We start from the raw sequence: 12,959 nt of genomic DNA, 5'->3' as shown, positions 1-12,959 counted from the left end.
CGTTTCCCACCCGTGGTGTGGCTGGTTTCCGTCTCTTCCCCCGGGCCCCCCCCCCGCCCGCGGGGGGCGGGCGGGGGGGGGGGGGGGCCCCCCCCCCCCCCCCCCCCCCCGCGGCGCGTGTACCTGCCGGACCGCGGCCGCGGACCACTGTGGCGGTCCACCTGCGGCAACAGGCATGATGGGCACATCAGTTCCACACGCCCCCAACATGCCGCGCCCCCGTCCCGCCCACGGGCACCGGGGTCCGGGAGGTAAGAACGTGTCACGCCAGGTGCTCACCGTCGCAGCGGACGGGACGGGCGACTGCCGCACCATCGCCCAGGCCGTCGCCCGGGCCCGCACCGGAGCCGTCGTCAGCATCGCCCCGGGGCGCTACGAGGAGACCGTGACCGTGGCGGTCGCCATCACGCTGACCGCCGCCGAGGGCCGCGGAACCGTGGAACTCGCGCCGCGGCGGGGCACGGCGCTGACGCTCACCGGGGACGCCGTGATGGTGAGCGACCTGGTCCTGCGGGGGCACGACGACGAACTGCCCGTCGTGGACGTGCCGCGCGGTCAACTCGCCCTGGACCGCTGCGACGTCCACGGCTCGGCCTGGGCGGCGCTGTTCGCGCGGGGCAGCGGATCGCTGGCGCTGCGTCAGTGCCGGGTCAGCAATCCGGCGGGGGCGGGCGTGGTGGCCACGTCCGGCACCGAGAGCTTCCTGGAGGACTGCGTCGTCGAGCATCTGGGCACGTCCGCGGTGGTGGCCGGGGAACGCGGCCGGATCTCGGTGCGCGCGAGCCGGCTGCGCGACGCGCGGGGCAACGGCGTCCTCGCCAACGGCCAGGCGCAGGTGCTCGTCGAGGACTGCGAGATATCCGCGGCGGACAAGCCCGGCGTCGCCGCCGAGGAGGACAGCTCGGTCAGGATGGTGCGCGGCACGGTCCGCGAGTCCGTCGTCGGCGTGTTCGTGAGCAGCACCGGCCGGACCGCCCTGGAGGACGTCACGGTCCGGGACACCACCGGGCACGGCTTCGTGGTGGGCGCGGGTGGCTCCCCCTCGCTCATCGGCTGCCGCAGCGAACGCACCGCGGGTCACGGGCTGCTGGTCACCGAGCGCAGCCGGGGCACGGTGAAGGAATGCGTGTTCGCCGCCGCCAAGGAGCCCGCGATCCGCGTGTGCGGCTTCTCCTCCCCGGTCCTGACCGGTGTCGTCGTGCGGGACGCGGAGGGCACCGGGCTGCTGCTGGACGAGGATTCGGCGGCCGAGGTCGACCGGCTGGAGGTGCTGGACGCGGCGGCGAGCGGAATCGTGATCCGCGGCGGCGCCAATCCGCTGGTGCGGCGGGCCACCGTCGCCCGGGCCGGAGGGCACGGCGTGGAGGTCTCCAAGGACGGCCGGGGCCGCCTGGAGGACTGCGTCGTCGAGGAGTCGGCTGGCTCGGCGGTCCATGTCTCGGGCCACGGCAATCTGTACGTCGGCGGCGGGACGCTGCGCGCCGCCGTCGCCGCTGGCGTCCTGGTCGGCGCGCTCGGCACGCTCACGCTGCGCGACACCTCGGTGGAGGACTCCGGCGCGGCGGGCGTGCGGGTCGACGCCGAGGGCGAGTTGAGCGCCGCGCGGGCCCGGGTGAGCGGCTCGGCGGAGCACGGTGTGCTGATCGCCGCGGGCGCCAGGGCCTCGCTGAACGCCTGCGAGGTGACCGGATCGGGTGCCGACGGGGTACGGGTGGAGGGCGCGGACCCGGTGTCGCTGATCGGCTGCACGGTGCGGGAGAACCGGGGCAGCGGACTGCGTCAGGCCGTACCCGGCGACCGTCTCGCCGTCGAGGGACTGACCAGCGCGGAGAACGGCGCCCAGGACGCCTGGGGCACCGCGGCGGGCGCGGAGGCGGCGGGCGACGGGCGGCTGCCCGGCGGCGGTGTTCCGGTCGCGGACGCCCCCGCGGCGGGCACCGGCCCGGTGGCGGAGCTGGAGTCGCTGATCGGCCTTGACGACGTCAAGCAGCAGGTGCTGACCCTGATCAACCTGAACCGGATGGCGCAGCGCCGGGCCAGTCTCGGCATGCCCGCCCCGCCGATGAGCCGCCACCTGGTCTTCGCGGGCCCGCCGGGCACCGGCAAGACGACGGTCGCCCGGCTCTACGGCTCGATCCTGGCCTCGCTCGGCGTGCTGCGCTCCGGCCATCTGGTGGAGGTGTCCCGGGCGGACCTGGTGGCTCAGGTCATCGGCGGCACCGCCATCAAGACCACCGAGACCTTCAACAAGGCCCTGGGCGGGGTGCTGTTCATCGACGAGGCGTACACGCTGCTGTCGGACGGCGGCGGTTCCGGCGCCGACTTCGGGCGCGAGGCCATCGACACCCTGGTGAAACTGATGGAGGACCACCGCGACGACGTCGTCGTGGTGGCGGCCGGTTACCCGAAGGAGATGACCGGGTTCCTCGCCTCCAACCCGGGGCTCGCGTCCCGCTTCACACGCAATGTCGAGTTCACCGACTACACCTCGGACGAGCTGGTCACGATCGTGGACCGGATGTGCACCGGCCACCACTACGAGCTGGACGCGGCGGCCCGTACCGCGCTGCGCGCCCACTTCGAACGGATCCCCCGCGACGCGGGCTTCGGCAACGGCCGCACCGCGCGCAAGGTCTTCGAGGAGATGGTGGACCGGCAGGCGTCCCGGCTCGCCACGCAGGCGGACGTCAACGAACGTGACCTGGCGGTGCTCACGGCCGGGGACGTCGGGGTCGTGGCGGGGCCGGGAGGCGCGGACGCCGGGGCGGACGACGACCCGCTGCTGCGGCTGGACGGACTGGTCGGCCTCGCCGCCGTCAAACGTGAGGTGGGCGACCTGGTCAATCTGCTCGCCACCACCCGGCGGCGCGCGGAGGCCGGACTGCCGACACCCCGGATCAGCAACCACCTGGTGTTCGCCGGTCCGCCCGGCACCGGCAAGACGACGGTCGCCCGCCTCCACGGCGAGCTGCTGGCGTCGCTGGGGGTGCTGCCGCGCGGGCAACTGGTCGAGGTCTCGCGCGCCGACCTGGTGGGCCGCTGGGTCGGCCACACCGCGCAGCTGACCCGGGAGGTCTTCGAACGCGCCCTGGGCGGGGTGCTGTTCATCGACGAGGCGTACACCCTCACCCCCGAGCGGGGCGGTGGTTCGGACTTCGGCCAGGAGGCGGTGGACACCCTCCTGAAGCTGATGGAGGACCACCGGGACGAGGTGGTGGTGATCGTGGCCGGGTACACGGCCGAGATGGACCGCTTCCTCGACTCCAACCCGGGGCTCGCCTCGCGGTTCACCCGGCACATCGAATTCCCGGACTACTCGTCGGACGAACTGGTCACCATCGTCCGCCAGCACGCGGCGGACAACGGCTACGAGTGCGCGCCGGGGGCCGCCTCCGCGCTGCGCGAGCACTTCGACGCGGTGCCCAGGGGCCGTACCTTCGGCAACGCGCGGCTCGCCCGGCAGACGCTGGAGCTGATGATGACCCGTCAGGCAGGTCGGCTCAGCTCGGTCGCCGCGCCGAGCCTGGACGATCTGCGGATGCTGCTGCCCGAGGACCTGCCGAACCGCTGACCATCGTGGGCGGGGCCGTGAACTCCCCCGCCCGCCGAACCGCCCGAGGACCGGTGCCATGCGTCGCCGTACCACGCTGTTGCTGTGCGTCTCCGCCCTGGCCGCCGTCCTGCCGGGGCCGCTCGCGCACGCCGCCGACGGCGGGGGCGTGGCCCTGCCCGGCATCCCCGAGCGGCTGGCCGCCGATCAGAAGTGCACCTCCCACAAGGGGCGCACCACCCCCGACGCGCCGTGGACACGGCAGGCGCTGTCCCTGGACCAGGTGTGGCGGCTCTCGCAGGGGCGGGGCGTGAGCGTGGCGGTCGTGGGCACGGGGGTGAGCGACTCCCCCGCCGTGCTGGCGGGCCGGGTGAGCGCGCTCGGCGACGCGGGCCACGACTGTGTGGGCCGGGGCACCTTCCAGGCCGGCCTGGTCGCCGGGGCGACAGCTCCGGGCCAGGGGTTCTCCGGAGTCGCTCCGCAGGCGACGGTGCTGGCGGTGCGGGGCACCGGCACCCGGGGGGAGCCCGACGCGGGGCGGCTGGCCGCGGGGGTCCGGGAGGCGGCCGAGGCCGGTGCGGACGTCATCACGGTGACGGCCCCGCTGGACGGGGCCGACAAGGCGGTACGGGCCGCGATGGCGGTGGCCGCGCGCGAGGACGCCCTGGTCGTCGTGCCGGCCGCGGCGGACAGTCTGCCGTCCGGGACGGCCGAGGCGCCGCCCGCGCCCGAGGCCCCGGCGACCGCGCTGGCGGTCCTCGACACCGGGCCGCAGGGCGGCAGGCCCGACGGCGCGCCGCGCCACCGGCGGGCCGACCTGTCGGCGCCCGGTGACGCGCTGGTCGGTCCGGGCCCGGTGGGCGACGGCAAGTGGACGGGGTCGGGGTCGTCGCTGGCGGCGGCCGTGACGGCGGGGGCGGCGGCCCTGGTCCGCTCGTACCACCCGGATCTGACGGCCGCGCAGGTGCGGGCCCGGCTGCTCGACACCGCCTACCCCGGGGACCTGCCGGCGCTGGACCCGTACGGCGCGGTGTCGGGGGTGGCCCCGGCCGCGGCGCCGCCCCGGGCCGCGGCGGCCGATCCGGTGCGCCTGCCCGTGCCGCCCGACACCTCGGGGGCCCGGGTCACCGCGTATCTGGTCACGGCGGGTGCGGGCGGCACGATCCTGCTGGTCGCGGCCCTCGCGGTGGTCCTGCCGCGCGGCCGGAGCCGGCGCTGGCGGCCGGGGCGGCCGGCGCAGTGACCCGGGGGGCCGGCCGGGCGGCTCCACCGCTTCCGGCGCACGGCGACGGCCCGCCCGCGCACCGGTGACGCGGGGCGGGCCGCCCGGCCGGTCTCATTCCTCCTCGGCGGCCTCGGGCAGTGCGTCCGGGAGCGCCAGTTGCACCAGGGCGGCCTTGCGGCGCGCGATGCGCAGCGCCCGGCCGGGCGGCAGGATGCGCGGCTTGATGTTCTCGAAGACGTAGCCCTCCGAGGGCGGGCAGGACATCAGCAGGGCCGGGGAGTTGACCTCCTGGAGCTTGCGCATCGTCGGGTCCAGGCGGGACGCGCCGGTGGCGGCCCGGGCGACCACCAGGTGCAGGCCGAGTTCGTACCCGAGCGGAAGGTGCGGCAGGAGCGGCTCGAAGGGGGTGTTGAATCCGGAGCCGACCATCTCGTAGTCGTCGACAAGGACGAACACGCGCGGGCCCTTCCACCAGTCGGCACGCCGCATCCGGGCAGGTGAGATGTCCTCGCCGGGGGTCCGGACGGCCATGGCGCGGCTGACGCCGTCGACGAGTTCGCGCAGCGGGTCGGCGGCGACCGCGTGGCCCAGGCGGTATTCCTCGGGCACCGCCTCCACCAGTTCGCGCCGGTAGTCGACGACCAGGATGCGGGCCTGGTCGGGGGTGTGGGAGGCCACGATGCGCTGGGCGATCAGGCGCAGCGCGCTGGTCTTGCCGCTCTCGGTGTCGCCGACCAGCATCAGGTGCGGGCTCTGCGCGAAGTCGTGCCAGACCGGTTCCAGTTCGGCCTCGTCCAGGCCGACCGGGATGCGCAGCGGCTGTTCGGAGACGGGGAGTCCGGAGGCGGGGAGCCGGGTCGGCAGCATCCGGACCGCGGGGGCGTTCGGGGCGTCCCAGCTCTCGGCGACGGCCTCGACCAGGTCGGTGAGCGCCTCGGTGAGGTCCTCCGCCTGCTCCTGGCCGTCGATGCGCGGCAGCGCGGCGAGGAAGTGCAGCTTGTCGGGGCTCAGACCGCGGCCGGGCGAGGTGGGGACGGCTGCGGCCCTGCGGATGTCGACGGCGGAGTCCATCGGGTCGCCCATCCGCAGTTCGAGGCGGGTGCCGATCTGGTCGCGGAGCGCGGCGGACAGCTCGACCCAGCGGGAGGTGCTGACCATCAGGTGGACGCCGTAGTTGAGGCCGCGCACGGCGAGGCCGTTGAAGACGGCGACGTCGTCGAACATGTCGGAGCGCACCGTGGACCATCCGTCGACGACGAGGAACACGTCGCCGAACGGCTGGTCGGGGTACTGTCCGGCCGCCCGGCGTTTGCGGTAGGTGGCCATCGAGTCGATGCCCTGCTCCTGGAAGAACAGCTCGCGGCGGTTGAGCAGCGAGGTGACCTCGGCCAGGGTGCGGGAGATGCGTTCGCGGTCGAGACGTCCCGCGACACCGCCCACGTGCGGCAGTCCGGCGAGTCCGGCGAGCGCGCCGCCGCCGAAGTCGAGGCAGTAGAACTGGATCTCGCGGGGGGTGTGGGTGAGCGCGAGCGCGGTGATGAGGGTGCGCAGCAGGGTGCTCTTGCCGCTCTGCGGTCCGCCCGCGACGGCGACGTGGCCGCCCGCGGCGGAGAGGTCGACGGTGAGCAGGTCGCGGACCTGCTCGAAGGGCTTGTCGACGATACCGACCGGCACCCGGAGCCTGCCCCGGTCCGGGGACCCGGCGGTGGTGAGGCCGAAGTCCGGGTCCGGCACGAGCGGCGGCAGCAGCGCGTCCAGGCTGGGCGGGGTGTCGAGCGGCGGCAGCCACACCTGATGGGCGGGCGGTCCGCTGTCCCGGAGCCGTTCCAGGGCGAGCCCGAGGAGCGTCTCGCCGGTCTCCGGCTCGGCCGCCGGTTCGGGTTCGGGGGCCGCGGGCAGGGTGCGCGGCACCACCCAGCCGGTGCCCCACGGCACCACCTGCCGGGCGATCTGGGCCTGCTGCACGCTGCCGCGCCGGGGCTTGTACGCGCCCGAGACGTAGGCGGCCCGGAACCGGGTGAGGGCTTCGACGCCGCTCTTGAGGTAGCCGCTGCCGGGGGTGGGCGGCAGGTGGTAGGCGTCGGGGACGCCGAGGACGCCGCGGCTCTCGATGGCGGAGAAGGTGCGCAGGCCGATGCGGTAGGAGAGGTGACTCTCCAGTTGGTGCATGCGCCCCTCCTCCAGTCGCTGCGAGGCGAGCAGCAGGTGGACCCCGAGGGAGCGGCCGAGCCGGCCGATCATCACGAAGAGCTCCATGAACTCGCGGTGCGCGGCGAGCAGTTCGCTGAACTCGTCGACGACGATGAACAGGCTCGGCAGCGGGGCGAGCGGGGTGCCGGCGGCGCGTGCCTTCTCGTACTCCAGGACGGACGAGTAGTTCCCGGCCCGGCGCAGCAGTTCCTGGCGCCTGATCAGTTCGCCGTGCACGGCGTCCTGCATGCGGCCGACGAGCGCGGTCTCGTCGGCGAGGTTGGTGATGACGGCCGAGGTGTGCGGCAGTTCGTCCATGCCGAGGAAGGTCGCGCCGCCCTTGAAGTCGACGAGGACGAGGTTCAGCGTCTCGGACGAGTGGGTGAGGGCGAGGCCGAGCACCAGGGTGCGCAGCAGTTCGCTCTTTCCGGAGCCGGTGGCCCCGATGAGCATGCCGTGCGGGCCCATGCCGCCCTGCGCGGACTCCTTGATGTCGAGTTCGACGGGGGTGCCGTCCTCGCCGACGGCGATCGGCACGCGCAGCCGGGACCGGCTCTCCAGCGGCCGGTCCCACAGCCGGGCCGGGTCGTGGCGGCGCAGGTCGGGGATGCCGAGCAGGCTGGTGAGTTCGGTGTCGGTGGCGAAGGGCTCGGTGGCGGTCGTGCCGCCGCCGAGGCGGTACGGGGCGAGCCGGGCCGCCAGGGTGCGGGCGGCGGCCGGGCCGAGTGTGTCGGGGTGTCCCAGCAGCGTCGCCTGCTCCTTGCGCTCGCGGTCGGTGCGGACCAGGTGCAGACCGTCCTCCTCGATGCGCAGCCGCAGCGTGCCGCGGGCCGGTTTCCAGGCGAAGGCGGCGGACAGGTCGAGGACGACGGTGTTGCGGTAGCCGGGGCCCTCCAGCCGGTGCCCGGTGGGGACCAGCCCGCCGTCGACGACGATCAGCGTGAAGGGTTCCTCGCGGCCGGGCGGGGTGTCCGGGTCGAAGGGCGGGCGCTCGGTGAAGTCCGCGCCGAGCAGTTCCTCCAGTTCGACGATCCCGGCGGCGGCGATGCGGGCCTGGCCGGCGCCGTCGCGCTGGTAGGCGTGCTGGGCGTGCGGCAGCCACTTGACCCATTCCCAGGTGTCCCGGTGCTCGTCGTCGGCGCAGAGGGCGACGGTGAGTTCCTCGGGGGCGTGGAAGGCGACGAGTTGGGCGATCAGGGCGCGGGTCAGGGCGCGGGCGCGATCCGCGTCGCCCTGGACCAGGACCCGTGACCAGGCCCGCAGGTAGAGCGCGATCGGCTGGTCGGGAACGGTGCCGTAGGCGCGGATGAAGCTGCGCAGCGCGTGTGCGGAGAGCGGTTCCAGGTCCTCGACGGGTTTGGTGGCGAGCGGCGCGAGGCGGGTACCGAGCTTCTGCTCGCCGACGGCGACGCGTACCTCGGCGAAGTCCTCGTCGGCGGGGCGGCGTTCCCACTGGCGGCTGGTGCCGGTGAGGGCCCACAGGGCGGCCGGGTCGGGGTGCCGCCAGGCCAGTGCCTTCTGCTGCTCGCCGACCGTGCGGCGGATCTTGCGCCGGGTCTGTGCAAGGTAGCGCAGATAGTCGCGCCGTTCGCCCTTGAGCTTGCGTTTGCGGTCGCCCGCGCTGCGGATCAGCTGGCCGACGATCATGCCGACGGAGGAGAGCAGCATCAGCCCGATCGCGATGTAGCTGAACGTGGTGGCGGCGCCGGGGCGGATGAACATCATGAGCATCGCGAGCGAGGTGAGGCCCATGGGGAGGTACATCCACACGGCGGAGGTGTTCGGCTCGGCCTCGGGCAGGGTCGGCGGCTCCTGGAGGGCGATCTCGCCGTCGGGCATGTCGGGGCCGCGCCGTCGGGCCGGCCTGCGGAACAGAACGGTGCTCACGCTGATGTCTCCTCGGGCTCGTCGCGTCCGTCTCCCGGGCACGCGCGATGGCTCGTCACGTCCGGGCACACGCGCGGTGCTCGCCGCCGGATTCCCGGGCACGGGCGCCGTGCCCGGCGCGTCCGGAGCGGCGGTGCCCACGGATCCTCGCAGCGTACGGAGGGGAGGGCGGGCGCGGGGTCCCTGTGACCTGACGCGCCGCCAACGGTAATGTGCGGTGATCGACTTCGGTATCCCGGCCCCTCGGAGAGGTGCGGCCAGCCACCATGACAGACATATCGGGCCCCGGTCTGTGCCGGCTCACGGTAAAGACCCCGCAGCGGCTCATCGACCTCGCCGTTCCCGCCGACGTTCCCGTCGCCGACCTGCTCCCCACGCTCCTCGACCACGCCGGGGACGACCTGGCGGAGCAGGGCATCGAGCACGGTGGCTGGGTGCTGCAACGTCTCGGCGAGGAGCCGTTGGACGAGGAGAGCACCCCCGAGGCGCTCGCCCTGCGCGACGGGGAGACGCTCCACCTGCGCCCGCGCGCCGAGGCGTTGCCCCCGATCCACTTCGACGACCTGGTCGACGGTGTGGCCACCACCATGCGGGAACGTCCGCACGGCTGGGACACGCGCACCAGCCGGTGGCTGCTGCGCGGCACCGCGGTGGTACTGCTGGCGGCCGGACTCCTGGTCCTGGCACTGCCCGGCGGGTCCGGGCCGCTGCGGGCCGCGGTGGCGGCGGGGACCGCGCTGCTGGTGCTGTTCGGCGCCGCGTCGGCGAGTCGCGCGGTCGGCGACTCCGCGGCGGGGGCGGCGCTCGGCGCGCTGGTGGCACCGTATCTGGCGCTGGCCGGTGCGTTGCTGCCGGTCGGCGACGCCGACGCGGGCGGGCAGTTGCTCGGCTCCCGGCTGCTGGCCGCCTCGGCGGCGGCGGCCGGTGGGGCGGTCCTCGCGGTGGCGGCGGTCGCGGCGTTCGTGCCACTGCTGCTGTGCGCGGCGGTGATCGCCGTGGCGGGTGCCGTGTGGGGGGTGCTGATGCTGACCCTGGACGTGCCGGCCGGACACGCCGCGAGCCTCGTCGCGGTGGTCGCGGTGGTGTTCGGCGGGCTGGTGCCGGGCCTCGCGTTCCGCCTGTCGGGACTGCGGCTGCCCGCACTGCCCACCAACGCCGAACAGTTGCAGGAGGGCATCGAACCGCACCCGCACCAGCGGGTGGTCAGCCGGACCGGGCTTGCCGAACAGTGGATGACGGCCCTGTACACGGCGGTCGGCGTGGTCTGTGCGGGTGTGCTGACCGCGCTGGTGCTGGATGATCCCGGCACCCCGTCGCTGGTGACGGCCGGGGTGCTGTGTCTGCTCCTGCTGCTTCACGCACGCGGTATCGGCAATGTGTGGCAGCGCCCCGCGGTGCTGCTGCCCGGGCTGTACGGGCTGGTGCTGATGGCCGTCCGGGCGGCCGGGGACCTGTCCGCGGGGCAGCGGCCCGCGCTGCTCGCCGGGCTGATCGCCCTGGCGGCGGTCGCGGCGATCGCGTCCTGGACGGTGCCGGGGCGCCGGATGCTGCCGTACTGGGGGCGGGCCGCGGACATCCTGCACACACTGGCGGCCGTCGCCATGATTCCGCTGACGTTGTGGGTGCTGGGCGTGTACGGCACCCTGCGCACCGTGACCGGCTGACGGGGGCGGGGACATGCAGTCGCGCAAGGACCAGGTCCAGGCCCACATGTTCGTCATGGGCCGGCTCACCAGCGGGATGCTGCGCAGCGATCCGGACGCGCCGGAGAGCCCGGTGGGACGCACCAACCGGGGCATGGCGTGGGGTATCGGTCTCGCCGTGGTCCTGGTCGTGGGGTCGGTGCTGCTGGGGCTGATCTCGCCCTCGGGCACCAAGTCATGGCGTCAGGCCGACGCCCTGATCGTGCAGAAGGACACCGGCACCCGCTACCTGTACCTCGACGGCCGGCTGCGCCCGGTGCGCAACTACGCCTCCGCGAAGCTGATCGCGGCGGACCGGCTGAAGGCCGTCCAGGTGTCGGCGGCCTCGCTGCGCGGTGAGGCGCACGGCACCCCGGTGGGCATTCCCGGCGCCCCGGACGCGCTGCCCGGCCTCGCCGACCTGGAACAGGGCGCCTGGCAGGTCTGCGCGGAGGAGCCCGAGCGCACGGGGCCGGACGGCACGGGCCGCCGTCCGGTCACCTCGCTGCGCCTGGGCTTCCCCGTCGGCGGCGGCTTCCCCGACAGGGGCGGGGCGCTGCTGGTCCAGGGCCCCGACGCCGCCCAGTACGTCCTGTGGGGCGATCACCGGCTGCGGCTGGGCAGGCACGGCGCGGCCCAGGCGCTCGGTTATTCCGGCGTGACCCCGGTCCAGGTGTCGGCGGCGTTCCTGGACAGCGTGCCCGCCGGTACCGACCTGGCGCCGCCCGAGATCGGGGCACGGGGCGCGGCGGGCCCGGCCGTCGGCGGCCGTGCCAGCCGGATCGGGCAGGTCTTCGAGCTGGTCTCCCCCGGCGCCGCCGCCCAGTACTTCCTGCTGGAGAAGGCCGGTCTGCGCCCGCTCTCCGCACCCGCCGCCGCGCTCGTCCTCGGCGACGACCGCACCGCGCGGCTCGCCTACAAGGGCGCCGCGCCCGTCCCCATCCGCGTCACGGCCGACCAGTTGACACGGCATCAGGCCCCGGCGGGCACGGCCGGCGAGGACCCGGCCGACTGGCCGTCCCGCACACCCACCGCACAACTCCCCGAGCCGGGTGCGGCGGTGTGCGCCCAGGTGCAGCCGACCGGGACCGCGCCCCGGGTGCGCCTGGCCCTGGTGTCCGGTGCGCAGCGGGTCGCCCCGCCCGCCTCGGGGGCGGAGATCGCGCGGGCCTGCCTGCCGGTGGACGGTGTGGTGGTGCGCCCCGGCGGCGGTGCGCTGGTCCAGGCGCTGGGCGCCGGGGGCGGGGTGATCGGCACGACGACGTACCTGGTCACCGATGTCGGCGTGAAGTACCGGCTGCCGGACGCCGAATCGGTGAACCGGCTCGGTCTGGAGGGCGGTCACGCCCAGTCCGTGCCGTCGCGGCTGCTGGACATGCTGCCGACGGGGCCGGTGCTCGACGCGGCGGCCGCGTCGGGTGACCTCCCGTCGGTGCCGGGCTCGTCCGGCACGACGGGGCCGGCCTGCGGGTGACCCCCGGGCGTCCGTCCGGCGGCACCTTCGCCGGGCGGCGGTCCGACGTGACCTCCGCCCGGGGCCGAAGATCAGGAAAAGCTCAGATTTCGCCTCACCGGATTGCATGGTTCCCCTGAACCTCCTTAGCATCACAGCGCATTGGACAGGTGTTCCCTTCGGGCGCCCCCGGCCGTGATCCGGCCTCCGATCAGACAAGGATTCCGCCATGTCAACCAACGCTCCCGGCAACCTCCAGACGTCGTCGCAGAACGAGAACCAGAAGGGCTACAACGCCCTCGACCAGGCCAAGCGCGGCGTCACGCGCGCGCAGGACGACGTCAAGACGACCATGCAGGGGCTGATCAACGCGTACGGCGGGCAGGACGGCGGTGCCTTCCAGCAGTTGCTCGCCGACTGGAGCGGGCAGGTCGACCTGATCGTCAAGAACATCGGCGACATGATGCGGCAGCTGGAGGAGACCGGGGTCTCCCAGCGCACGATCCAGGCGAACACCACCGATCTGATCAACTCCTCGAAGTCGTCGAACGACGTCTTCGCCACGGTGGTCCCCCAGTAGCCGTTTCCGCCGCACTCCCCCTTCGCACGTCCGACAGCCCGAGGAGCCCGTCATGCCCGATTACTCCAACAAGACCGACGGCATCATCCACGTCGAGTACAACCACGTCGACCAGGCCGCCGAGGACATGCGGCTGCAGACGAAGGCGATCCAGAACACCGTCAAGGCGCTCAACGAGGAACTGGCCGGGCTGCGCGGTGCCTGGCAGGGTGCGGACTCGGTGGCGTACCAGGGCAAGCAGGACTCCTGGAACGAGGCGTCGCAGCAGCTCGGCATGGTCCTCCAGCGCCACAGCGGCACCCTCAACGAGATCTCGGACCTGTACCGCAGGCACGAGAACCAGAGCGCCGACCAGTGGGCGAACGTCCGGATCGGCGGCTGACGGGCCCCGC

General features: G+C 74.2%; 7 protein-coding genes. 6 read left to right on the top strand and 1 reads right to left on the bottom strand.

Annotation, left to right across the window (positions count from 1 at the left end):
* The first annotated feature begins 259 nt into the window (after positions 1-259).
* Together ACF1CT_RS10525 and ACF1CT_RS10520 are read left to right on the top strand one after the other, a co-directional pair.
* Positions 260-3,571, top strand: coding sequence for a right-handed parallel beta-helix repeat-containing protein (locus ACF1CT_RS10525; protein WP_391783399.1), 3,312 nt, complete (start codon positions 260-262; stop codon positions 3,569-3,571).
* Between the two features lie 58 nt (positions 3,572-3,629).
* Complete coding sequence (locus ACF1CT_RS10520) at positions 3,630-4,793, top strand: S8 family serine peptidase (RefSeq protein ID WP_391783398.1); 1,164 nt, start codon at positions 3,630-3,632, stop codon at positions 4,791-4,793.
* 93 nt (positions 4,794-4,886) lie between these two features.
* Here ACF1CT_RS10520 and eccCa read toward each other — a convergent pair whose 3' ends face one another.
* On the bottom strand, positions 4,887-8,852 hold the full coding sequence (gene eccCa / locus ACF1CT_RS10515; RefSeq protein ID WP_391783397.1) for a type VII secretion protein EccCa: 3,966 nt from the start codon (positions 8,850-8,852) through the stop codon (positions 4,887-4,889).
* Between the two features lie 266 nt (positions 8,853-9,118).
* Between eccCa and eccD the strand changes: the two genes are divergently transcribed.
* From eccD to ACF1CT_RS10495, 4 genes are all read left to right on the top strand, one after another.
* A complete protein-coding gene (gene eccD / locus ACF1CT_RS10510; RefSeq protein WP_391783396.1) occupies positions 9,119-10,516 on the top strand; it encodes a type VII secretion integral membrane protein EccD in 1,398 nt (465 codons plus the stop codon).
* Positions 10,517-10,529: 13 nt separating this feature from the next.
* Positions 10,530-12,008 (top strand): type VII secretion protein EccB, encoded by a 1,479-nt coding sequence (eccB, locus tag ACF1CT_RS10505; protein WP_391783395.1) that lies wholly within the window; start codon positions 10,530-10,532, stop codon positions 12,006-12,008.
* Positions 12,009-12,216: 208 nt separating this feature from the next.
* Entirely contained in the window at positions 12,217-12,567 is a 351-nt protein-coding gene (locus ACF1CT_RS10500) for a hypothetical protein (RefSeq protein ID WP_391783394.1), read from the top strand.
* A gap of 52 nt (positions 12,568-12,619) precedes the next feature.
* The gene (locus ACF1CT_RS10495) at positions 12,620-12,949 is read left to right on the top strand and encodes a WXG100 family type VII secretion target (RefSeq protein ID WP_391783393.1); all 330 of its coding nucleotides are present in this window, start codon (positions 12,620-12,622) and stop codon (positions 12,947-12,949) included.
* Positions 12,950-12,959 lie beyond the last annotated feature (10 nt).

The organism is Streptomyces sp. NPDC014734, assembly GCF_043083325.1.
Taxonomy (GTDB): domain Bacteria; phylum Actinomycetota; class Actinomycetes; order Streptomycetales; family Streptomycetaceae; genus Streptomyces.
The sequence above is the reverse complement of the archived record's forward strand: the minus strand, read 5'-3'. Positions and strand labels throughout refer to the sequence as shown.

Bases quoted from the DNA above. Each gene is read 5' to 3' on its own strand.
- ACF1CT_RS10520 (WP_391783398.1), top strand. From the start codon at position 3,630: ATGCGTCGCCGTACCACGCTGTTGCTGTGCGTCTCCGCCCTGGCCGCC.
- eccD (WP_391783396.1), top strand. From the start codon at position 9,119: ATGACAGACATATCGGGCCCCGGTCTGTGCCGGCTCACGGTAAAGACC.
- eccB (WP_391783395.1), top strand. From the start codon at position 10,530: ATGCAGTCGCGCAAGGACCAGGTCCAGGCCCACATGTTCGTCATGGGC.
- ACF1CT_RS10500 (WP_391783394.1), top strand. From the start codon at position 12,217: ATGTCAACCAACGCTCCCGGCAACCTCCAGACGTCGTCGCAGAACGAG.
- ACF1CT_RS10495 (WP_391783393.1), top strand. From the start codon at position 12,620: ATGCCCGATTACTCCAACAAGACCGACGGCATCATCCACGTCGAGTAC.